The organism is Bradyrhizobium valentinum (assembly GCF_001440405.1).
Lineage (GTDB): Bacteria > Pseudomonadota > Alphaproteobacteria > Rhizobiales > Xanthobacteraceae > Bradyrhizobium > Bradyrhizobium valentinum.
The window spans coordinates 21,453-44,064 of record NZ_LLXX01000190.1 but is presented as its reverse complement, the minus strand read 5'-3'; the positions used below and the strand labels follow the sequence as shown (position 1 = coordinate 44,064).

The following is a 22,612-nucleotide window of genomic DNA, read 5'->3' as shown; positions in this document are numbered from 1 at the left end:
CGCAGAGTTCCGGCGCGCTCCCGACTGCGTGCCGGATTTTTTATGCCGTGCCCTGTGAACCAGTTCACCTCGGCTTGGCAAGGTCGGAGTTATCATTCGCGTGACACGGAGACGACGTCTTAGGACGGGCGATACCAAGTTCGCGGCCAGGCATCTCTCCCCTTGGCTCGGGCCACCAGCTTCGATTTCAAAGCTGGTCGGACTGATCCGGCGTGCCCCACCTGCGCGCCGGATTTTTTTGCTGCGAATGGTGCTGACCTTCGGCGTGACGCTGGCTTTGCAGAAGGCGATCGGTGGATTGCTTGTTGAACTGCGCCCCACGCCCGCATAGGCTCGCCGCAGCCACAAGAAAAGAAACGGAAACGTTCCTCACCGATGCAGTCCGCCGAGCGGCCTTTCCCCCACCGCCGGGGCCTGATCATCGTTGCGACATTGGCCACCGCTTATGTCGCCAGCCATTTTTTCCGCGCTTCCAACGTCACCATCGGTCTCGACCTGATGCGCGATCTGGCCATTGGGCCGGAAGCGCTGGGGGCACTGACGGGCGCGTTCTTCTTCGGCTTCGCGGCGATGCAGATTCCCTGCGGCTTCTTCTTCGATCGGTTCGGGCCGCGCTACACCGTGGTCGGCATGCTCATCGTCGCCAGCTTCGGCGGCGCCCTGTTTACGCTGGCGCCGAGCTGGCCGGTACTGCTGACCGGCCGGGTGCTGATGGGCGCCGGCTGCGGCGTGATGCTGATCGGCAGCATGGTGGTGATCTCGCGCTGGTTTCCGCCGGACCGCTTCTCGACGCTTACAGCCATGGTGTTGTCCATCGGCCTGCTCGGCAATCTCGCCGCCACCACGCCGCTCGCCTGGGCGTCGCAGGCGGTCGGCTGGCGCCCGGTGTTCGGCGCCGTCGTCGTCTTCACGGCGCTCGCCACCGTCGCGATCTGGCTGGTGGTGCGCGACGCGCCGCCCGGCCATCCCTTCCTGAGCCGCCAGGTCGAGCCGCCCGCCGAGATGCTCAAGGGGCTGGTGGAGGTGTTGCGCAACCCGCACCTGAAGCCGATCCTCGCGCTGAATTTCTGCAACTATGCCTGCACCTTCACCGTGCAGGGTCTGTGGGGCGGTCCATTCCTGCGCGAGGTGCATGGCCTAAGTCCGATCGCGGCCGGCAACGTCCTGTTGTTCGCCGTGATCGCCTACCAGGCCGGCATGCTTGCCTTCGGCCCGCTCGATCGCCGGCTCGACACCCGCAAGGGCATAGCGATCGGCGGCACGCTGGTGATCATTTTTCTGCTCGCGATCCTGGCGCTGTTTCCTCACCCGCCGGTCTGGCTGCCGGTCGCCATCATCATTGCCATGGGCTTCTTCTCAGCCTCCAGCACCATGGTGATGACGCACGGCCGCGGCATCTTCCCCGACCGGCTGATCGGGCGCGGCATCTCGACCATGAACACATCAGTTATGCTCGGCGTCGCCTGCATGCAGACGCTGTCGGGTGTCATCGTCGGCGCTTTCGAGCCGCTCGCGAACGGCGCCCGCACCGAGGACGCTTACCGTGCGCTGTTCGGCACGCTGACGCTGGTGCTGATTGTTGCGCTCGCGGTCTACAGCCGCTCGCAGGATGTGAAGCCGAGTGATGAAATGCGGGCGGCGGGGCGTAACTCCGCTTGAGGCCGCTGCGAAACCGACCTCGTCAGACAATCGGCGGTCCGGCTCGAGTTCAGGCCAATCGGGCTATTTGGCGCGGGTGTTTCGAATGTCCCGCACGATCCAGGCGAACACAAGAAGCGAGGCGCCCACGCCAGCAAGGCTCCGACGATCATCGCAGTTGCCGTTGTCATGACAGCTCCTTGATGCCCACGCACTCTATCGACAATTATCGACTCCCGGCAGTTCGAGCAGCATTGCTGGATTATCTTTGCTCGGCGACAGACGGCTCAGGACATTTGTAGAGCCATTTCCAATAGGCCTTGTTGCGCGCCCGCTGACGCTTGTAGACCTCGCGGCACCTGGTCGAGCAAAATTGCTCGAAGTATAGGCTGAAGCGGACCAGCCCGAACGGACGTTTGCAATCTGGATTCCCGCAACAATTTGTCATGACGCGGCCTCTGCATTGGTTCGCCGTACCCAGCGAGTGAACTGTTCCTGACCTTGGGCGAGACAGGAGCGTCCGCAGTAACGTTCTCGTGCAGGACTTCGTAAAGATATGATCCTTGGATCTTCACAATCGCATTCAGAACAACGTGGGTCTGTACGCATGGCGGCCTCCTTCTGAGGAATTGCCATTCACTGATCATGGTGTGCTGCGTTATCTCGCCGTCGAAATACCGGAGGGCGACGATGCCCCAGTGTCGTCCCGTCCGCCTTCGAGTTCAACTTGTCCAGATGTTTGGTTTACTCATCCCTGCGTATGAGCCGTCGAACCGGACGCGCCGTGTACCAGCCCGATCAGGTCATTTCCCCGTTCCGCAGCCCTGCAAGGCTATTTCGAGGCAGTCGATCAAGGCTTCTCCTGCGAAGGGCTTGGCCAGGAAACAGATTGCTCCGGCCTTCAGCGCCCGCGCGCGTGCGTCATCGACGGCGAAAGCCGTGATGAAAATAAACGGCACGCGGTATCCCTGGGCAAGCAAGCTGGCCTGCAGATCGAGACCGCTCATCGTCGGCATCTGAACATCCGCGATCACGCAGGAGGTGTCGTTCAAGTAAGGCGACGCCAGGAATTCCTCGGCCGACGCGAACGTATGAACGGAATACCCAAGCGACCTTACGAGATTGTCGGTGGCGACGCGAACGGAGCTGTCGTCGTCGATGATTGAAACTACGGATGGGCTGGACAAAGTGGTCCTTCCTGGAGCGCCAACGGCATGCCGCTCAACGGCAGAGTGCACCGCAGACCGGAAGCGGAAAATCATACTTAGGTTTGCAGCACTCACGCGGACGGCTCAAATATCCGCCAGTTCACGGCTGCGGCGCGGTGCGCCTTACTCCGAGCGCCTGGGCCATCTTCACCAGCTCTGCGAGCGATTTCGCCCCCATTTTTCGCATGATGTGCCCACGGTGTATCTTCACGGTGATTTCGGCAATTCCAATCTCGGCCGCGACCTGTTTGTTCATGAGGCCGGCCGTGACCAGCGCCATGACCTCCTGCTCCCGGGCGCTCAGCGTCGCGAAGCGTGCTTTCAGCTCCGAGAGGATCTTTGCTTCATGGCGGCTCTTTCGGTCGCGTTCGATGGCCGCCGTCACGGCATCCAGCATGTCCTGATCGCGAAACGGCTTGGTCAGAAAGTCGACGGCGCCGGCTTTCATCGCCCTGACCGTCATCGGAATATCGCCATGACCCGTCATGAAGATGATCGGGATATGGATTCCCGCCTCGGCAAGGTCCGCCTGAAAGTCGAGGCCGCTCACTCGAGGCAGTCTGATGTCGAGGACCAGGCAACTGGCGACGTCGGCAAGCTTGCTCTGCAGAAATTCGGGCGCCGAACCGAACATTTGGACCCGCAAGCCCACCGAGCGGAGAAGATTTCCAAGCGCCTCCCGCACCGAGGCGTCATCGTCGACCACGTAGACGATTGGCTCCTCTGCGCCGGCAACGTTGCGAGGCGGTGTCGAGCGGTCGGTCACGGCGTGTTGCCCTCCTGATGCCGCGGCAAGATGAACTGGAACGTGGCGCCGGGCCCGGCATGGCTGGAGGCCGACAGCCGCCCGCCGTGGGACTCGACGATCGATCGGCAGATCGACAGGCCCATGCCCATGCCGTCCGATTTGGTGGTGAAGAATGCCTCGAACAGCCGGTCCGCATTTGCGGCGGCCAAACCTATTCCGCAATCGCGTACCTCGACCAGAATTTGGTCGGCCTCATCCCGGAGCGTCCGGATCACCAGCTCGCGCGGCCGGTCCGTGACCGGTTGCATCGCTTCCATGCCGTTGATGACGAGATTGAGGATGACCTGCCGCAACTGGACGCGGTCGCCGAGCACCAGGCCCAGGGCAGGGGCGAGCTTCGTCTGAACCGATATCCGGCGGCTGGCCAGTTCGTAATGCAGCAGGGTGATCACCTCGTGGACGACTTCATTGATGTCGAGCGGCGCTTTCTCATCGGCTGTCTTGTTGACCAGCGCACGGACGTGCTGGATCACTTCGCCGGCCCGGTTGCCGTCCTTGACGATGGACTGCACCGTGCGGCGCACTTCCTCCAGGTTGGGAGGATCGCGGTCGAGCCAGCGCTGGCAGGCCGCGGCGTTGGCGACGACGGCGGTCAGCGGCTGGTTCACCTCATGGGCGATCGAGGCGGCCAGCTCCCCCAGCGCCGTCATGCGTGCAACATGCGCAAGTTCCGCCTGCGCTTCATGCAGCTTCTCTTCGGCCTGCTTGCGCGCGGTGATGTCCTCGCATGCGATCAGGACGATCAACCGGCCATCCAGCCGCCGCACGGCCTTGGCGTTTTCACGAACCCAAATCGCAGAACCGTCCTTGCGAACCTTTCGGATCTCCCAACTATGCGTCTTGCCGATATCTCTCAGGCAAACCTCAACGCTTTTCCGGACCAGGTCCCGGTCTTCCGCAAAGAAAACCTTCAGCACCGATTGCCCGCGCAATTCGCTGACGGGATAGCCGAGCTGCGCGGCGCCAAAGGTGTTTACCGACAGCACGGTGCCTTCCGCGTCGACCATGAAGTACATGACGGGGTTATGCTCGAAGACTTCCTTCCACTGCGCCTCGCTCTGGCGGAGTGCATCTGTCGCCCGCCGTTCGGCCCCAATGCGGCTCTCGAGCGCGGCTTCCATTTGCCGGCGGGTTTTCCTTACCAGGTGAAGCACGACCAGCGCGGCGAAAGACAAGGCGATCAGCAGCGCGATGGCAGTCAAATGGTCGGCGACATCAGGCGCGGGGCCGAGCACCAGCCAGATGCAGGCTGCGGCCAGCGAAGCCAGCGCCATGCCGCCGAGCAGCGACAGCTCGGCCGAGGGCCAGGATTTCAGTGTCTGGTTGCGCATGGCGGCACACATCCGGCCATCAGGGACCGCGCTGCGTTGTCGATGATCGGCGGCGACAACGCGGCCCTTTCAACGGACGGCATCTTAGCAGGTTCGGAGGGTATTGTGCGTCGCGATATCGCAGCGTTTGCGTCGGCCGATAGTCGTGCGGCAAGCGCAGTGCTGGACATTGCGCAACGCGCCCTGGTGAGCAATGGCCTCGCCCGACATCGCCAGGTTGCTGCGGCAGGTATCTTGTACATCCGGCAAAGGCAGTCGATCCTAAACTTGGGTATGTTGCTCTCAACCGAATGTAATGTACGCGTCAACCTCCGTTCAATGGCCCGGGCCATATCAGCGATTACGCTCGCTGGTTAGCCGTCAAGCAGCGGAGCTATTGATATGTCAAAGCCGAACCTGCAATTGATCCACTGTTCGAACGGCACCCCGCTGCGAGCAAAGCGGCCGCAGAATAGCCGCAGCTTCCGGCCCCTGGTTATCAACGGGGGCGCGGCGTCGGTGCCGGGCGAGCCTGGCTGGGAAGCCGCGCTCGAACTATTCGATCTCGGTCTGCTCGTTTTCCACCGAAACTATCTTGCTTTCCTGGAGGCCCATATGGCCGCTCTCAAGGGTCTCCACTGGAGGGACCCTGAAAAGACCCGGTAGATCGGCATGATCGATGCGTCGCGACAGCGTGACCGCAATCACATGGCCGTCACCGCGGGCCGGCTCACAAACCTTTGTATAGCCGGTGCATCCGTTTCGATGCTGGTCATTTACTTCAGTACAATTGAGCATGGCGTGCGCGGATCTTAACGTTGGCGCGTCGAGGCAGGATGGACGTGATCGAATTGCCGGCGCATCGATGTCTCCTCCCGCTCCGGTCGCCGGCGCCTCCTGCCTCGTCACTTCGGCCAGCATCGGTATCTGCCCGCCTGCAGGCAAAGCCTGAAGCGGATGCTCTCGCGGGCCTTGCGCAGCTTGAACGGGAGGTCCGTGCCTGATGTTACCGTCTGACAGGATCGCGCTCTTTATCGACGGCGCCAATCTCTATGCCACCGCCAAGGCGCTGGGCTTCGACATCGATTACAGGCGCCTGCTCAAGGAATTCCAGAGCCGTGGCACGCTGTTGCGGGCGTTTTATTACACGACCATCATCGAGGATCAGGAATACACATCGATCCGGCCGCTGATCGATTGGCTCGATTACAACGGCTACACCGTCGTCACCAAGCCCACCAAGGAGTTCGTCGATGCCGGCGGCCGTCGCAAGGTCAAGGGCAGCATGAATGTCGAGCTAGCCGTTCACGCGATGGAGCTCGCCGGTCATATCGACCGCATGTTTCTGTTCTCGGGCGATGGCGAGTTCCGCTCGCTGCTGGAAGCGGTGCAGCGCCGCGGCGTGCACACTACCGTCGTTTCCACCCTGACCAGCCAGCCGCCGATGGTGGCCGACGATTTGCGACGTCAGGCCGACGCCTTCATCGATCTTGCCGAATTGAGGCCAACCATCGGCCGCGATCCGTTGGAGCGGCCGGGCCTGCGCCAGCAATCACCGCAATTCGCCGCGCGCGGGACGATCAATGGAAATGGCCTCGCGGAGTGATTTCTGAATGATGGGTTTCCTCGCTCTTAGCGGATATTGTTCGAGACGGCGATCACGACTGCAAAGTGCCAGGGGCGGATCTCGACGGTGATCGGGCCTTGAGGGCGGTCAACTCGACTGACGTGACGCGCCGGCGGAGAGACCGTCGATCATGTTCTGCGCCTTCTGGTCAGGTCCATTCCCTTGGGAGCTGGGGCCTGCTCATGGTGCTCGATCGGCAAACGCCCGCTCCAAAGTCTTCTCTGCGACCTTCCGGCCAATCGTCTGGCCCGCATCGATGTCGAACCGATAGTGGATGCCGGCCCATATGCGCGCCTCAGCCGCTTCTTTCCCGTGAGCCAGCAGCCGGCCGCGGTCGTGGGGGAAAATGCCGGCCAGCACGGTCGCGGCCGCGGTTGACAGGCAGCCGTGCGCGGCCGGGTAGCTCGGATGATTGGGAGACGGAAAGAGCGGCTTGAAGTCAGGGTCAAGCTGGGATGGCCGGATGTACCAGTAGGCGTACTTGGCATCCCAGCAGGCGATGGCGGCATCGAGGAAGGCGATGTTGAGCGCTGCAAGAGCACGCGCGGCCGCTTGTGGTGACAGGGCCTCGCCATATTCGAGCAGTTTCAGGCGGGCCGTTTCGTTCCGCCGCCATAGACCTCCCAGTAGATCGCGCGATGGTTCGATTTCGGCGTTCGCTGGAACGCCTTCAACTCGGCCAAGGCGGCCTTCACCTGATCCGAGTCGAATGCCGGCGGCGGCGATGGACGGAACTCGTCGGCACGCGCCAGGACCCAGGGTTTCCACGTCCCGGCGAGCGGTGCGATCGGATTTGCAGCTTTCCAGCGGCCTGGTCCTTCGGGCACGCTGCCTGTCCACTTGGCCTCGGATTGATCGGATTTGCCCCGGGCGATGGCTAAGGCCGCGATGCTCTGTCCGATCGCGCGTCCGGCGACCACATCGCTGGGGTACTCGACTCCAGCCAGCAGGCGCGCCTGCATCGCCTCCTCGGCCATCGCGGCAAAAACACTGGCGCGAGCTGGGAAGATGTACCCAAGCACCTCGGCTGCAGCCGTCGCAGCGGCCGCGTAGTCGGAAGGGAACGATGATCCAGCCGCAGCCCTGATGGGTGTCTTGACTGATGGATCGGCCGCGACCAGGGGAGGCCGGCTTGCGGATTTCCTACGGTACCAAGAAACCGCCACGGCGTCGTCCACGGCGGCGTGGAAGAGCGCGAGATGACGCGCTGCCAGAGGAAGGGTAACGAAGTTGTCGAGCAACTCGTCGAGGATGATCTCGTTCCAGCGATAGACCGGGCCCCCGGCCGCCCACCAGTGAAAGCGGGCAACATCCTCGGGCGTACGCTTCGCCACGATCACTTCGAGTTCCCTGAGCTCGGCCGCCACATTTTTCGGCGGGGCGGGCACGTCAATCTCACCATATGACTTCACGAGCCACCCTTCGGCGCGAGGTACCAGATGCGCAACCGTAGCGGCGGAGCGAGCCGGTTGTGAGAGGAGGAGCGCCGCCGTTGCGGCGAACGCAGCGACCATCAGTTTCTGCATCGTCAAACTCCGATAGAAGAGATCCAATACATCGGGGAAGACGTGGCCCACGTTGCCGGTTTAGGCTATCCACTTCTCGCCGACCTGTTCAGAAATCGCAGAATTTGTTAGGCTCGCCTTGCGCGGCGCAGCGAAGCACCATCGAACATGGCGAAACGAGAAGCATCCCGTGAAGCGCCGATCGACCGGCCCGACCCGCCGGACCGGCTGCTTCCCGCGGACTTGATGTGCGCTCTCGATTGGCTGCGCCGCAATCCGGATGGCGATGTGTCCCTCGGTGCATTGTCCGCCGTTGCGGGCATACGGCCACGAACGCTCGAAGCGCACTTCAAGGAATTCCTGGGGACGACGCCGCTGGCCTGGGTTCGCAATGCTCGTCTCGCCAGGGCGAGGCGCGAGCTGCTGGATGCGAATGATCGCACGACGGTGACAGGTGTGGCCCTCGATGCCGGCTTCAGCCAGCTCGGCCGTTTCGCCAACGCATATCGGTGCCGGTTCGGAGAACTGCCGTCGCAGACGCTGCGCGCGGGACGACGCGTCGCAGCCAGTGCTGCCGAGATCGACGATGAAGCCCTGCGCCTAACCTGGCGCGCAATTCCAGAGGCCTTCGCCGTAGCGCCGGATTCGAACTGCATTGCGTTGGAGCTCCTTGAGCAGGCCCAGCAGCGTGCACCGGAGTTTGCGCTTGCGAGGGCCTTGGCGGCCTGGTGCTGGGCGCAGCGTTCAGCCCAACACTTCGGATCGGACCCAGCCGAGGACATCGACCGCGCGCGGCGGCTGGCCGATCGCGCGCTCGCCCTGTCGCCGAACGATGCCATGGTGCTCTCGCTTTCGGCCGGTGCGCTGACCTTGGCCCACCGTGTCACGGAGGCGGACCGGCTGATTGAGCGGGCGGTGGCGATTGAACCGACTTCCGCCGTCGCGTGGGTTCGCCGTGGATGGTCGTCTGCCTATCTCGGAGACAGCGAAAGCGCGCTGCGCGAACTCAGAACGACGCTCCATCTCGCACCCTTTGAGCCCATCCGGCATCTCGCACTCATCGGCATTGGCTGCGCTCACTTCGCTGCCGGCCGCTACGAGCGCGCAGCGGCATGGGCCAAAACCGGCGTCGAGGCGTTTCCTCAATCGTTCTGGGCCGAGCGCGTGGTCATTGCTGCTGCCGCATCCTCAGGAGCGCTGGCGGAGGCGCGTCGGCGCACTCGGACGCTTCTGCGTCAAGATCGTAATCTGACGATTTCAGTCGCGAGACGGGCATGGCCATTCAGACCGGATTTCATGGACCGGCTGTGCCATGGGCTTGAGATCGCGGGTGTTCCGCGTGCCTGAGGCGTCGACCGAGATTCGACGCACGAGCCTTTGAATGTCTGTTCCGGGGATTGCCATATTGCCCCAGTGGGAGGATGCTTCGACGTAGGCACAAGGGAGAGCGGCATGAGCAAGCCTGGTCTCGACAATCGCCACCGCAACCAGGATGGCGAAATCAGCCAGAAGCACGGAGCCGTCCTGATCGGCACGTTGCGCAAGATCTACGGGCAAGGCTTTGCCGCCGGCTATCCGGCAACCGAGAAGCTGAGCGATATCCTGGCTAACCTCAACGAAACATCGCTGAGCCAGCTCCGCCGCGACTACAAGACCGGTCATCTGGATCACAAGATCACGAACGCCTTGCATTGAAGGCGGTCTGCAATGAGGTTGCTGGCATAAGCTCGCAAGGTTAGCGTGCTTGACACCAGTCTGCTTGGGAAAATTCCGGGTTATGCCCGTCACCATCGACTACTACATGACGCTCACCTCGCCGTTTACTTACCTCGGCAGCGCGCTGTTCGCGGAGATCGCCGAGCGAAATAACGCGACCGTCAACATCAAGCCCTGCAAGTTCGGGCCGATCTTCGAGCAGACCGGCGGGCTGCCGCTGCCGAAGCGCTCGCCGCAGCGGCGCGCCTACCGGATGATGGAGTTGAAGCGCTGGCGCGAGGTGCGCGGCATTCCGATCAATCTTGAGCCGAAGCATTTTCCCTGCGACGACGCCATGGCGACCCGTCTGGTGATTGCGGCCAAGCTGCAAGGCAAGAATGCCCACAGGCTGTCGCTGGAGCTTGGGCGCGCGGTGTGGGAACGGGAAGAAACGCTCGCCGATTCCGTAGCGATCTCGTTGGCTGCCCAGCGCGCCGGTCTCGACGCTGCGGAGCTGCGCGCGGGCGGCGCTTCGGACACCGAACTCGATGAGCTGCATGAGACGTTTACGCAGGAGGCGCTGACGGCGGGCGTCTTCGGTGCGCCGAGCTACGTGTTGCCTTCGGGCGAGATCTTCTGGGGTCAGGACCGGCTCGACCTGCTGGAACGCACCTTGAAGAAGCTGGCATCTTGAAGAAGTGGTCTAGTCAAAAAAAGCAGGGTGCGACCGGCATCACCACGGTCGCACCCTACGTCGCCGGTCAATGGGGCAGGGGGAATAACCGGCTGCCGGGATGACTCCGAGCCCCCCGGATTCGTTCCCGCGCCCTCCAAATATTTTTCATACACGGTTAAGTGATTGAGAAGCGCCGGACCCCCGGCGGCTCGGTTCGGTTGTGTCCGTGATCGCCACGGGGCGAGGGATAAACCGTCATGTCACAGATTTTCAAAGCATTTTTAGCCGCTCTCGCCATCTCCGCGACATTTGGCGCCGTCCAGTTCGCATCGGGTCATGATCTCGCCAGCCTTAGGCAACTCGCCTCGACTGCACCTGCAGCGGACATCAACCGCACCGGCAAGGCCGACCGCGCGGCGCTCAGAGCCGCGCCAGGCCAGACCGAGACGATTACCATCAAGGGCGTCGGCCTCGACGATACGTCGGTGGTCGTTCGAGTTCCCGTCGTCAAGGACGAGGCGCGGAACCGCCCCGCGCCGCCGGTGCCATCGCCTGCCAAGCCTACCCAATCGAAGACGGCGATCGCCTGCGAACCGCCGGTCAGTGTGCTGACCGAAGTCGCAAAACTGCTTCAGCCCGGCCGCTGCGTGACCTGATCGCGCTGGATCCGTAGGGTGGGCAAAGGAGCGCGAGCGACGTGCCCACCATCGATCGTCGAGCGCGCTTCTTGATGGTGGGCACGCTGTCGCTTTGCCCACCCTACGAACTTCTCCGGACTGATTTGCTTTTCGCGCAAGCGCAACTTCATGCAGCGGCCTGCGACAGGCTGGCACGACGGGCAAATCAGTCAAAACCTGTCCAGCCCTCGTTGCAAAAATATTCCGCTTAACTGTATCGCGGCTACTCCCATCTCCGTCGTCCCGGACAAGCGAGCGTAGCGAGCGCGATCCGGGACCCATACGCCGCGGCGTGTGTTGCCTTGCTGCGATGGTCGACGACTTTCCTTCAACAATTGGCGACGGTGGTTATGGGCCCCTGCGTTCGCAGGGACGACGAGTGGATTGACTTCGTCCTACTCCGCCGGCGCTTCGCTGCTGCTGTTGTTAGCGCGGGTGGCGAGAAATCCCAGAGCCAGGCCGCCGACTGCGAGGATCGGGATCAGCTTCTTGACGCCGATGGCGCGGATCACCTGGATGCCGGCCGCGACCAGCATCGGATCGGACAGCACGGTCTGTGCGGTGGACTTTGCCGCCTTCGCCGCCTGTTCGGCGCGCGCCTCGATCTGCTTCTTGCGCATCATATAGCAGCCGGCCGCGATCAAGGTGACCACGAAGAAGATGGCGGCTCCGGTGAGGCAGGCCTGCACCGGACCGTAATTCTGAAGCACGAACACGAAGGCCGCCGCGCACAGAAAGCCGGTCGTGACCAGCAACGCCAAGGCCGCCGCTGCCGCCAGCGAGGTCAACCGCAGCGCGGTGCCGGTCGACTCCTTGAAATCATCGATCAATCGCTGAAACATGGCCAAGCCTCGATCCGAAAGCCTCGATCTGAAAACGACGTCAACGAAACAAGCCGCAACGCACAACGCCGCCGCGACGTTTGGATCGCCGGTGCGCGCCATCGAAGACAATCGGCGCCAAAGCTGCCTGCGCCAAAACTACCTGCGCCAGGTCACGCCGATCAGAAAGCCGATGCCAAGCGCAAGGCCGACGGTTGCCAGCGGACGCTGCGTGATGACGTCTTCCAGCGTCTCCTCGATCGAAGAGGCCGCGTTCTGCGCCGCATCCATCATGGCGCTGCCGCGCTCCGACATGTCGTCGACCGCCGCTTCCGCATTGGCGCGGGCCTGGTTGTAACCGTGCCGTGCCTGCTTGCCGGCGGTGCCGGCAAAATTGTTCAGTGCATCGGTGATCTGCTCGGTCAGAGCTGCAATATCGTTTTTCACGGCGGTGACATCCTTTTGCAGGCGTTCGTAGGTCGCTTTGTCCGTCAGATTTTTGGTGGCTTCGTTCGTCGTCGACATCGAAAGCTCCCGGATACCGAATTCATTTGCGGAACAAACGCCCCGTCGGATGGGAAGTTCCCAGGTCTGATGCCGGGCCTAGTCCTCCGGCAGTTGCGGCGAAGCCGACGGCGTCAGATGCTCCTTCACGATCAGCGCGACGATCAGAAGCGGCGACGACAGGAACGCGCCCATCGGCCCCCACAGCCAGGTCCAGAACGCAAGGGTTAAGAACACGGCGAGCGCGTTCAGCGCCAGCCGCCGCCCGACGATCGTCGGCGTCAGGAAGTGGCCCTCCAGGAAGGTCATCACCGCAAACATGGCCGGGGCCAGCAGCCCGGCGCTCAAGGTCGGGAACGAGACAAGGCCGACCACGACCAGGACGGCGAACATCGCCACCGGGCCGATGATCGGGATGAAATTCAGGATCGCGGCCAGCGCGCCGAGACTGGCCGGATTGGGCATGCCCGTAACCGCGCAGATCAGGCCTGTGGCGATGCCGACACCGGCATTGATCATAGTCACCATCAGGAGGTAGCCACCGAGACGGTCCTCGATCTCGTTGAGGATCCGCAGCGCCCGCAACCGCCACTCGCGCTCGCCGAAATTCATGATCAAGGCCCGGCGCAGGTCCCGCCAGCTCGCGATGAACAGGATCAGCGTCGCGATGAACAGCAGGAATTCGGCAAAGGTCGGCGACAGGAACTCCAAGGTTGGCTGCACCCAGTCGATCTTCGGCAGATGCAATGTCGTGAGCGTGTCGGGGCCGCCGAGCGTGCTCTGCAACTCCTGCCAGAGTGCGAGCGGCCGGTCGAACACGTGCAGCTTCTCCCTCAAAAGCGACCCCAGCTCAGGAAGCTTGCCGCTCCATTCGACCGCGGGCGATGCGATCAGGCTGACCATGAAGGCCGAGGCGGCACTGACGACCGCCACGATCAGTACGGCCGCGACCGGGCGCGGGATGCGATATCGCTCCAGGAAATTCGCGGCGGGCGAGAGCATGGTGCCGACGATGAAGGCCATCGTGATCGGCAGAAAGAACGCCTTGGCAAGATAAAGGCCGGCGATGATGCAGATGATCAGCAGACCAACGAGGCAGATGGCCACCACTTCCGTGCGGCGGATGAGCGGCGGCAATTCGGTCTTGCTGTCAGGGACCGGCGTGCCTTCCAGCTCGTGGGGGAGCTGGCGTTCATGGGGCAACGGCTTTGTCGGAGGGGATTTGACGGCCAAGGGCTTGGCGGGCGAAGGCTTTGTGGGAATGACGCTCACAATGGTTTTCCCTCGCCCGAAGCGGCGATGACATGGCAACGGCGACGTCGCAAACCGGACAGCGATCATAACGTGACGCGAGCGCGCGGGTTCCAATCGCGCCGGCGTGAGCGGTGTCGCATTAGGCGCGCGGTGGCGCGGTGTCGGGCGCACGGAACCGCCGGCCCGCAGCCGCGTTTGTTGGTGCAGAGCATCCAACGATGCACACATCCAGCGGGGCAGGCCCATGACACAGTCCTCCGATCGCCGGCTTTCGTCGCGCGTGGCAAGCGCGCTCGTCCTCGTCAGCGCCGTCTTGCTGATGCCGTTAGTGATCTCGAGCGCGAACGCGCAGATGCTCGGCTACGCTTCGAGCCAGCCGAATGGGTATCCCGCCGACGAGGTGATCGGCGCCGACGAGGGCGCGACGCCCGAACGGCTTCGCCGCGCCGTCGTCGCCTATGGCACGACGGAGGGGCCGGGCACCATCATCATCGATACCGGCAACACCACGCTCTATTACGTGCTCGGCCAGGGCCGTGCCATCAGGTACGGCGTCGGCGTCGGCCGCGAAGGCTTTACCTGGTCCGGGGTGCAGACCATCAGCCGCAAGGCGGAATGGCCGGACTGGCATCCGCCGGCCCAGATGATCGCGCGCCAGCCCTATCTGCCGCGCTTCATGGCCGGTGGTCCCGGTAACCCGCTCGGCGCGCGGGCGATGTATCTCGGCACCAGCCAGTACCGCATTCACGGCACCAACGATCCCTCGACGATCGGAAAGTTCGTCTCGTCGGGCTGCATCCGCCTGACCAATGAGGATGTCACAGATCTGTTCAGCCGGGTCGATGTCGGCACCAAGGTCGTGGTGCTGCCGAAGCGCGCGCCGGTCATGGCGCGAGGTGGGGATACCAGGACCGGCATCACAGCTCGTCCGGTCGGCGCGCATCCGCGCCCGGTCGCGACTACGCCCGCGGGCCGCCAGGCGATGAACCTTATTGCGCCGCAAGTAAACTGAACGGACGCGTCGTGTTGCGCGACAGGAGAAGCTTGGTGCGATCGGGAAAACTCTCAGCATGGGGGGCGGCCGCGCTGATGTGTGCCTCGGTGCTGGCGCCGGCCGCGCAGGCCCAGGACTTTTTCTCGCAACTGTTCGGCGGGTTCGGCCGCCCGCGCCATCAGCCCCATATCCAGATGCCCTTCGGCAATGACGACGGGCAGATTTACGCGCCGCGAGGCGAGGGGCGTGGCCGCTACGGCGGCGGCCAGGCGTACTGCGTGCGGACCTGCGACGGACGTTATTTCCCGGTGCCTGCATCTGATAATGCGAGCCGGGCGGCCTCCTGCAACAAACTGTGTCCTGCGAGCGAGACCAAATTGTTCTACGGCAGCGGCATCGACAACGCCGCCGCCGACAACGGCCAGTCCTACTCGGAATTGCCGAACGCCTTCCGCTATCGCAACGAACTCGTGGCAGGCTGCACCTGCAACGGCAAGGACCAGGTCGGGCTCGCGCCGGTCAAGATCGAGGAGGATCCGACGCTACGCAAAGGCGACATCGTCGCCGGCGAGAACGGTCTCTTGGTCGCAGGCCGCGGTGGCGACAAGCGCGGCGCGGAGCTGAATTTCTCGCCCGCATCCGAGAAGGTCCGCGCCAAGTATGGGCGCGTGCCTGTCGTGGCGCGGGAGTAATTACGGGCTGTCATGGCCCGGGCCTGACCGGGCCATCATCTTAACCCGTCATCCTGAGGTGCGAGCGAAGCGAGCCTCGAAGGATGAACGGCCCCGCCAGTGGCCGTCGCCCTTCGAGACGGCCGCGTTGCGGCCTCCTCAGGGTGACGGCGATACAATGAGGATGCCGCTATAGCCATCCGGCTACGCCGCGCGGATCTTGCCGAGGAACGCGGTGACCTGACTGCCCAGTTGCTGGCTCTGCGTTTCCAGCGTCTGGGAAGCCTGCTTCACATCCTCGGCGGCGGCTGCTGCCGCGTCGGCATCGGCCTTCACGCCGGTGATGTTGTCGGACACGTTCTTGGTGCCCTGCGCCGCGAATTGCGTCGAGCGCGTGATCTCCTGCGTCGCGGCGCCCTGCTGCTGCACGGCGGCGGCAATCGTGGTCGCGACCTCGTTGACCTCGCCGATGATGCTGCCGATACCCTTGATGGCGTCGATCGCCTCGCCCGCGACGCGCTGGATGTCGGAGATCTGCTCGGAGATTTCCTCCGTCGCCTTCGCCGTCTGGCTCGCCAGCGATTTGACTTCGGAGGCGACCACCGCAAAGCCGCGGCCGGCCTCGCCGGCGCGCGCGGCTTCGATCGTCGCATTGAGCGCCAGCAGGTTGGTCTGGGCGGCGATGGTGTTGATCAGGCCGACGACTTCGCCGATCCGCCCGGCCGATTGGGCGAGCCCCTGGACGGTGCCGTCGGTGTTGCGCGCCTGGCCGACCGCGCGGCTGGCGATATCAGCCGCGTGCGCCGCCTGTTGACTGATGTCGTTGATCGAGGCGCTGAGCTCTTCGGAAGCCGCGGCCACGGTTTCGACGCTCATCGAGGCCTCGCCGGAAGCCTTCTCGGCGACCTGGACGCGCTCGTTGGTCTGGCGCGAAATCGTCGACAGGCTGGCCGAGGTGGTCCGCATCTGGCCGGAAGCATCGCCGAGCTGGCTGAGCGTCTGGCGCACCATGCTCTCGAACTCGCCGACATAGCTCTCGATCGCCTGCTGCCGCGCCGTGGCGCCGGCGTTGCGCTCGCGCTCCTGCACCTCGATGCGGGCCTTGTCGGCGGCCTGCTGCTTGAAAGTCTCCAGCGCGCCGGCCAGCGCGCCGATCTCGTCGTGGCGCGCGGCGTAGCCCGTATCGACGTGAACGTCGCCGGCCGCGACCTTCAGCATGGCGTCGCGCATGTTGTGCAGCGGCTTGATGACTCGGCGGGTGACGATCGCCATGGCGCCGAACGCCAATGCGAGCGCGCCTGCCAGCAGGGAGAGTTGCATGATCAGCGAGCGCTGGGCCGTGGAGCGCAGCAGCGCGGCTTGGTCCCTGGCGGCGTCGAGGGCGGCTTCCGCCACGCCGACGGCGGTAGCGAGACGTCCGACCGTGATCGGAGTCCATTGGTTCGGGGTCAATTCCGCCTTCTCGCCGGCCGCGATCTGCGTCAACAGCCGATCGCGCAACGCGAGATATGACGGCTCGAAATAGCCGGTCTTGGTCGCGGCCATGGCGGCGGAAATCGCCGGGGGCAACTGCATCCCCGCGGCCGTCAACTCCAGGGCGCTCCATGCGGCGTCGATGCCGCCGGCATATTTCGTATAGGCGAGCTTCGCCTCCGACGTGATCTTGCCGCTGTTGAGCCCGATCGCGACGATCAGCGAGGCTTCGCCGGCGGTGTTGCGCAACAGCCAGGCGATCTGCTTGATCGCCAGCAACTGGTCGATGGTCGCGTCCTGGTGATTGATGGCGGCGGCAACCGACCCGGACAGCTTGTCGAGCGTTTCCAGCATCGTCGTCGTCGTGTCCATATACTCTTTGGCCAGCGTCGGGCGGCGCGAGGCCTTCGGCTTGCCCATCGCTTCCCAGAATTCCTTCTGCAGCGAGGTCATCGACTTGAGCAGACGGTCGAACTCGGGCACCAGCGTCTGCTGCTGCGCGAATTGCAGTCCGCTGAGCAGGCCGAGCGCGTTGGCCATTGCGGGCATTTCGGTGTCGCGGATGTTGCGCAGATATTTCTCGATATCGGCTTCCATCGGCGCATCGGAATTCAGCAGCCGGTTGGTCGTGGAGCGGTCGGTGCGCAGATTGTGCATCGCCTTGAACATGTTCGCGGAGGCATCTGCGATCACTGCGATGCGGCTCGCCACCTGCAGGCGGCCCCAGGAATCCCAGGCGTTGAGCGAAAATCCAACCACCACGCAGAAAGAGGTGACGAGGATGACGGTCTTCAGCAGCGCGGATACGGTCAGACGGTTCAACATGATGCTCCCCCAGGTGCCCGGCCATTTGGAGGGAGAACGGTAAAGACTTAGGCAGTTTGGAACCGGGTAGTACTACGGGGGCATTGAAACGCTTGCGATTTTGCCCATGAGATTTGCAGTTCCCCGCCCGGAACCCGCGGCGCCGGTTCACGTTAACAAACCACTAACAGCGCATTTTCGGCGAGCGCCGGAGGGGGACTCACATGCTTGTCAGTATTCTCATCACGTTCCTGGTCGTTATCCTCGTTCTCTATCTCATCAATCTCCTGCCGCTCGACGGCCGCGCCAAGCAGATCGCCCGTGTCGTCGTGATCATTCTGGGCGTGATCTCGCTGTTGAGATACATCACGGTCTAGGGCGGCGACCCAAACGAAAGCCCCGGCCGATGCCGGGGCTTTTGATGTTCGGGAAGCGCCACCTTACTTCAAGCTCTTGAACCAGTCGTCCACGTCCTTGTGGATCTGGTCCTTGGCAAAGCCGTAGCGCTGCTGCAGCTTGCCTTCGAGTTGCTCGCGGCGGCCCTCGATCACGTTGAGATCGTCATCGGTGAGCTTGCCCCACTTCTCCTTGGCGGAACCCTTGAACTGCTTCCAGTTTCCTTCGACCCTGTTCCAATCCATCATCATCTCCTCCTCGAAACTGAGATGACGATCAACGGCAATCCGCGCCGGACGTTCCTATCGGAACCGCGGCATCATGCCATGATTCAGCCTGCCGCCTTCGCCTCGCGGCGGCGCGCGGTGAGAATGTATTCGGTGTAGCCGTTCGGCTGCTCGCGGCCCTTGAAGATGAGGTCGCACGCGGCCTCGAAGGCGACGCCGTCGAAAGCGGGCGCCATCGGCTTGTAGAGCGGATCGCTGGCGTTCTGCTTGTCGACCACGACCGCCATGCGCTTCAGCGATTCCATCACCTGATCCTTGGTGACGACGCCATGCGCGAGCCAGTTCGCCAGATGCTGGCTGGAGATGCGCAAGGTGGCGCGATCTTCCATCAGGCCGACGTCATGGATGTCGGGCACCTTGGAGCAGCCGACGCCCTGGTCGATCCAGCGCACGACATAGCCGAGGATGCCCTGGCAGTTGTTGTCGATCTCCTGCTTGACGTCGTCGGGCGCCCAGTTCGACTGCGACACCGGGATGGTGAGGATGTCGGAAAGCTTGGCGCGCTGTCCGCCCTTGGCGAGTTCCTGCTGGCGAGCGATCACGTTGACCTGGTGATAATGCAGCGCGTGCAGCGTGGCCGCGGTCGGCGAGGGCACCCATGCCGTGGTCGCGCCGGCCTGCGGATGGCCGAGCTTCTGGGTCAGCATGTCGGCCATCTTGTCGGGCGCTGCCCACATGCCCTTGCCGATCTGGGCATGGCCGGGCAGGCCGTCGATCAGGCCCATGTCAACATTCCAGTCTTCGTAGGCCTTGATCCAGGGCTGCGCCTTCATGTCGTTCTTGCGGATCATCGGACCCGCTTCCATCGACGTATGGATCTCGTCGCCGGTGCGGTCGAGGAAGCCGGTATTGATGAAGCAGATGCGCTTCGAGGCGTTCTGGATGCAGGCCTTGAGGTTGACCGTGGTGCGGCGCTCCTCGTCCATGATGCCGACCTTCATGGTGTTCTCGGGCAGCGACAGCAGCTTCTCGACTTCGCCGAACAGTTCGCAGGTCAGCGCGACTTCGTCGGGGCCGTGCATCTTCGGCTTGACGATGTAGACCGAGCCGGTGCGACTGTTCTTCGTTTTGGAATTGCCCTTGAGGTCGTGGATTGCGAGCAGGCCGGCGACGGCCGCGTCGAGCAGGCCTTCCGGAATCTCCTCGCCCTTCTCGTCGAGCACGGCATCGGTGAACATGTGATGACCGACATTGCGCATCAGAAGCAGGCTGCGGCCATGCAGCGTGATATCCTTGCCGTCGGGCGTCTTGTAGACGCGGTCGGGGTTGAGCGCGCGCTTGAGCGTCTTGCCGCCCTTCTCGAAATCGGCCGAGAGCGTCCCGTTCATCAGGCCGAGCGTGTTGCGATAGACCAGCACCTTGTCTTCGGCGTCGACGGCGGCGACCGAGTCTTCCATGTCGAGAATGGTCGAGACAGCCGATTCCAGGATCATGTCGGCGACGCCTGCCGGATCGTCCTTGCCGATCGCATGGTTGCGGTCGATCTTGACCTCGATATGCATGCCGTTGTTGACGAGCAGGATCGCGGAAGGCTGGGCGGCGTCGCCCTGGAAGCCTGCGAACTGCGAAGCTGTCTTCAGCGCGGTGGCGTTGCCGCTCTTGAGCTTCACCGCGAGCTGGCCGGCGATGATGCTATAGGACGTCACGTCGGTGTGGCTGCCGGTCGCCAGCGGCACGGCAGCATCGAGGAAGGCTTTTGCCTTCGCGATCACCTTGTCGCCGCGCGCCTTGTTGTAACCCTTGCCGCTCTCGCTGGGATCATGCGGGATCGCGTCGGTGCCGTAGAAGGCGTCGTACAGGCTGCCCCAGCGCGCATTCGCCGCGTTCAGCGCGTAGCGCGCATTGGTGAGGGGAACGACGAGCTGTGGTCCGCAGATCTTGCCGATTTCCTCGTCGACATTTGATGTCTCGACCGTCTGCGTCGCCGGCTCGGGCAGGAGATAGCCGATCTCCTTGAGGAAGGCAGTATAGGCGTTCATGTCGAACGGCTTGCCCTTGTTGGCGCGATGCCAGCCGTCGATCTTGGCCTGCAGCGCGTCGCGAAAGGCGAGCAGCTCGCGGTTTTTCGGTCCCAGCTTTTTGATGATGGCAGCGACACCGGCCCAGAACGCGTCGGGGGAAATCCCGGTCTTGGGGGTCGCCTCCTTGGCGATGAAATCGAACAGGACAGGGGCGATCTTCAATCCGTGGGCATCGACACGATTCATGATGGGCTTTCTCAAAAGAAATGGCGTTTACACGCTGTTTTCAGGCGAAAAGCAGCAAAAAACGCGCCAAAGGGGCGGCATTGGCCGCCCTTTTAGCCCTAAAGCCGGGTCGATGAGAAGGCCCCAAAAGGCCTAGATGTTAGCCGCGAGGTCCACCAGTTCGTCGAACAGGATGCCGGTTTCGGCCAGCATCCGCTCGATCTCGTCGGTCGCATCCGAAACCGTCCTGGCCGAGGTGTCGATGCTCAGCTCAGCCCGAGCCGGCGGCTGATAGTCATTGCCGATACCGGTGAACGCCTGCAGCGTGCCGGCGCGCGCCTTGGCGTAGTGACCCTTGGGGTCGCGGCTCTCACAGACTTCGGCCGGCGTCGCGACATAGATCTCGCGGAACGAATTGTCGGCGATGCGGCGTGCCGCGGCACGATCATCCGCCGACGGCGAGACCGCGGCGACGACGGCGATGTGCCCGTTGCGCGCCAGATGGGTCGCGACTTCCGCCAGCCTGCGGATATTTTCAGTGCGGTCCTGCGCCGAGAAGCCGAGATCGCCGTTGAGGCCCGCGCGCAAGGTGTCGCCGTCGAGCAGGATCGGCGAGCCGCCGCGCGAAAACAGCCGGCGCTCCAGTGCGCGCGCGAGCGTGGATTTTCCGGAGCCCGGAAGGCCGGTCAGCCAGACCACCGCGCCGTTGTGGCGATAGCGCGCCGAGCGTTCTTCGGGACGCAATGCGGATTCGACCGGCACGATGTCGATCGGAACGGCGCGCTGCCCGGCATCGACCGACAGCACGAGGCCGCCGCCGGCGATGCGGCCGTTGACCTCGATCACCAGCCGTCCAGTGCGCGGATTGTCCTGATAGGGGTCGGCCGCGATCGGCTGCGCCAGCGAGATGTCGATTTCGCCGACATGATTGCGCGCGATCGCCTTGGTCTCCTCGTTGGAGAGCTCGCCGGGATCGACCGCCTTTTCGATCGCGACCACGCTGGCGCGGCTTTCGCGCGTGCCGAGGCGGATCAGGATCTGGTCGCCTTTCGACAGCGGCTTGTCGTGCAGCCAGAAGATCCGCGCGCGAATCCGCCGCGTGTCGCGCGGGGTCGCGCCGGCATGCGCGATGATATCGCCGCGTTCGATGAACAGTTCACGATCGAGCGTGATGCCGACCGAGCGGCCGGCGCCATGGCTGCCCTTGAGCGGCGTCACCGGCCAACTCTCGACGGTCTTGATCTTCGCGATCTTGCCGGCGGGCATGATGACGATTTCGTCGCCCGCGCTCAAATGTCCGGACTCGATGCGGCCCGCAACGATGCGGCGGTCATCGAACTTGTAGATCGCCTGCACCGGCAGCCGCAGCGCGAGCTGCTCCAGCGGCCGGGCCGGTTCGAGCGCATCGAGCGCCTCGACCACAGTCGGTCCCCGGTACCAGCGGATGCGCGCCGTGTGTTCGGCAACGCCGTCGCCGTCGCGCGCCGAAATCGGAATCACGGCCGACGGTGTCACGCCGAGGCCGGTCAGATGCGCTGAAATCTCGTCGCTGATCTCCTTGAAGCGATCGGCGCTGAAATCAACGCGGTCCATCTTGTTGACGACGATGGCGACCTGCTTGATGCCGAGCAGATGCAGCAGATAGCCGTGGCGCCGGGTCTGGTCGCGCACACCTTCCAGCGCGTCGATGATCAGCACCGCACCATCGGCCTGCGAGGCGCCGGTGATCATGTTGCGCAGGAATTCGGCATGGCCGGGCGCGTCGATCAGCACGACGTCGCGCGAGCGCGTGCGAAAGCGGATTTGCGTGGTGTCGATGGTGATGCCCTGGTCGCGCTCGGTCTGCAGCGCATCGAGCAGGAACGACCATTCGAACGGCATGCCGCGCCGCGCGCTGACCGCTTTCAGCATCTCCAGCTTGCCTTCGGGCAGGCTGCCGGTCTCGTGCAGCAGGCGGCCGACCAAAGTGGATTTGCCGTGATCGACATGGCCGACGATAACGATGCGGACCTGCGGGCGCGTGGTGCCGTTGGGCGTGGCCGAGACGGCCGTGGGGAGGATCATGTTCATCAGAGCGC

At 63.6% G+C, this 22,612-nt stretch carries 22 protein-coding genes; 9 read left to right on the top strand and 13 right to left on the bottom strand.

The window, feature by feature from the left end:
* The first annotated feature begins 375 nt into the window (after positions 1-375).
* Positions 376-1,659 carry an MFS transporter gene (locus CP49_RS34440; protein WP_057854560.1) on the top strand — a complete coding sequence of 428 codons (1,284 nt, stop codon included), beginning with the start codon at positions 376-378 and terminating at the stop codon, positions 1,657-1,659.
* 782 nt (positions 1,660-2,441) lie between these two features.
* On the opposite strand, the gene CP49_RS34435 is transcribed toward CP49_RS34440, so the two are convergent.
* From CP49_RS34435 to CP49_RS45510, 4 genes are all read right to left on the bottom strand, one after another.
* Entirely contained in the window at positions 2,442-2,825 is a 384-nt protein-coding gene (locus CP49_RS34435; protein ID WP_057854573.1) for a response regulator transcription factor, read from the bottom strand.
* Positions 2,826-2,946: 121 nt separating this feature from the next.
* On the bottom strand, positions 2,947-3,612 hold the full coding sequence (locus tag CP49_RS34430) for a response regulator transcription factor (RefSeq protein WP_057854559.1): 666 nt from the start codon (positions 3,610-3,612) through the stop codon (positions 2,947-2,949).
* Entirely contained in the window at positions 3,609-4,985 is a 1,377-nt protein-coding gene (locus CP49_RS34425; RefSeq protein WP_197423328.1) for a sensor histidine kinase, read from the bottom strand. The genes CP49_RS34430 and CP49_RS34425 overlap by 4 nt, the downstream gene beginning before the upstream one ends.
* Before the next feature lie 534 nt (positions 4,986-5,519).
* A complete protein-coding gene (locus CP49_RS45510) occupies positions 5,520-5,885 on the bottom strand; it encodes a hypothetical protein (RefSeq protein ID WP_156438826.1) in 366 nt (121 codons plus the stop codon).
* A gap of 82 nt (positions 5,886-5,967) precedes the next feature.
* Here CP49_RS45510 and CP49_RS34410 point away from each other — a divergent pair, with 82 nt between their 5' ends.
* Positions 5,968-6,570 (top strand): LabA-like NYN domain-containing protein, encoded by a 603-nt coding sequence (locus tag CP49_RS34410; RefSeq protein ID WP_057854555.1) that lies wholly within the window; start codon positions 5,968-5,970, stop codon positions 6,568-6,570.
* Between the two features lie 201 nt (positions 6,571-6,771).
* On the opposite strand, the gene CP49_RS48220 is transcribed toward CP49_RS34410, so the two are convergent.
* Together CP49_RS48220 and CP49_RS43845 are read right to left on the bottom strand one after the other, a co-directional pair.
* Positions 6,772-7,113, bottom strand: coding sequence for a phosphatase PAP2 family protein (locus tag CP49_RS48220; protein WP_276326871.1), 342 nt, complete (start codon positions 7,111-7,113; stop codon positions 6,772-6,774).
* 65 nt (positions 7,114-7,178) lie between these two features.
* Complete coding sequence (locus CP49_RS43845) at positions 7,179-8,168, bottom strand: phosphatase PAP2 family protein (RefSeq protein ID WP_082656376.1); 990 nt, start codon at positions 8,166-8,168, stop codon at positions 7,179-7,181.
* A 96-nt stretch (positions 8,169-8,264) separates the two neighbouring features.
* Here CP49_RS43845 and CP49_RS34395 point away from each other — a divergent pair, with 96 nt between their 5' ends.
* The 4 genes from CP49_RS34395 (at position 8,265) to CP49_RS34380 (ending at position 11,123) form a co-directional block, all read left to right on the top strand.
* The gene (locus tag CP49_RS34395) at positions 8,265-9,443 is read left to right on the top strand and encodes a helix-turn-helix domain-containing protein (protein WP_057854552.1); all 1,179 of its coding nucleotides are present in this window, start codon (positions 8,265-8,267) and stop codon (positions 9,441-9,443) included.
* Positions 9,444-9,548: 105 nt separating this feature from the next.
* On the top strand, positions 9,549-9,791 hold the full coding sequence (locus tag CP49_RS34390; RefSeq protein ID WP_057854551.1) for a hypothetical protein: 243 nt from the start codon (positions 9,549-9,551) through the stop codon (positions 9,789-9,791).
* 82 nt (positions 9,792-9,873) lie between these two features.
* On the top strand, positions 9,874-10,485 hold the full coding sequence (locus CP49_RS34385) for a 2-hydroxychromene-2-carboxylate isomerase (protein ID WP_057854550.1): 612 nt from the start codon (positions 9,874-9,876) through the stop codon (positions 10,483-10,485).
* A gap of 239 nt (positions 10,486-10,724) precedes the next feature.
* On the top strand, positions 10,725-11,123 hold the full coding sequence (locus tag CP49_RS34380) for a hypothetical protein (protein WP_057854549.1): 399 nt from the start codon (positions 10,725-10,727) through the stop codon (positions 11,121-11,123).
* A 416-nt stretch (positions 11,124-11,539) separates the two neighbouring features.
* Here the strand turns inward: CP49_RS34380 and CP49_RS34375 are convergent, their stop codons facing one another.
* The 3 genes from CP49_RS34375 to CP49_RS34365 form a co-directional block, all read right to left on the bottom strand.
* Positions 11,540-11,986, bottom strand: coding sequence for a hypothetical protein (locus CP49_RS34375; protein ID WP_057854572.1), 447 nt, complete (start codon positions 11,984-11,986; stop codon positions 11,540-11,542).
* 138 nt (positions 11,987-12,124) lie between these two features.
* Positions 12,125-12,490, bottom strand: coding sequence for an ElaB/YgaM/YqjD family protein (locus CP49_RS34370; protein WP_057854548.1), 366 nt, complete (start codon positions 12,488-12,490; stop codon positions 12,125-12,127).
* Between the two features lie 78 nt (positions 12,491-12,568).
* A complete protein-coding gene (locus tag CP49_RS34365; protein WP_245311021.1) occupies positions 12,569-13,672 on the bottom strand; it encodes an AI-2E family transporter in 1,104 nt (367 codons plus the stop codon).
* Between the two features lie 295 nt (positions 13,673-13,967).
* Between CP49_RS34365 and CP49_RS34360 the strand changes: the two genes are divergently transcribed.
* Both CP49_RS34360 and CP49_RS34355 read left to right on the top strand, forming a co-directional pair.
* Positions 13,968-14,735, top strand: a complete 768-nt coding sequence (locus tag CP49_RS34360; RefSeq protein ID WP_057854547.1) for a L,D-transpeptidase — start codon at positions 13,968-13,970, stop codon at positions 14,733-14,735.
* 77 nt (positions 14,736-14,812) lie between these two features.
* A complete protein-coding gene (locus CP49_RS34355) occupies positions 14,813-15,409 on the top strand; it encodes a DUF2865 domain-containing protein (RefSeq protein WP_057854546.1) in 597 nt (198 codons plus the stop codon).
* A gap of 183 nt (positions 15,410-15,592) precedes the next feature.
* On the opposite strand, the gene CP49_RS34350 is transcribed toward CP49_RS34355, so the two are convergent.
* Entirely contained in the window at positions 15,593-17,686 is a 2,094-nt protein-coding gene (locus CP49_RS34350; RefSeq protein WP_057854545.1) for a methyl-accepting chemotaxis protein, read from the bottom strand.
* Positions 17,687-17,889: 203 nt separating this feature from the next.
* Between CP49_RS34350 and CP49_RS45505 the strand changes: the two genes are divergently transcribed.
* The gene (locus CP49_RS45505) at positions 17,890-18,042 is read left to right on the top strand and encodes a Thivi_2564 family membrane protein (protein WP_156438825.1); all 153 of its coding nucleotides are present in this window, start codon (positions 17,890-17,892) and stop codon (positions 18,040-18,042) included.
* Positions 18,043-18,105: 63 nt separating this feature from the next.
* On the opposite strand, the gene CP49_RS34345 is transcribed toward CP49_RS45505, so the two are convergent.
* From CP49_RS34345 to cysC, 3 genes are all read right to left on the bottom strand, one after another.
* On the bottom strand, positions 18,106-18,306 hold the full coding sequence (locus CP49_RS34345) for a CsbD family protein (RefSeq protein WP_057854544.1): 201 nt from the start codon (positions 18,304-18,306) through the stop codon (positions 18,106-18,108).
* An 86-nt stretch (positions 18,307-18,392) separates the two neighbouring features.
* Positions 18,393-20,555, bottom strand: coding sequence for a malate synthase G (locus CP49_RS34340; protein ID WP_057854543.1), 2,163 nt, complete (start codon positions 20,553-20,555; stop codon positions 18,393-18,395).
* Positions 20,556-20,687: 132 nt separating this feature from the next.
* Positions 20,688-22,604 (bottom strand): adenylyl-sulfate kinase, encoded by a 1,917-nt coding sequence (gene cysC, locus CP49_RS34335; RefSeq protein ID WP_057854542.1) that lies wholly within the window; start codon positions 22,602-22,604, stop codon positions 20,688-20,690.
* Positions 22,605-22,612 lie beyond the last annotated feature (8 nt).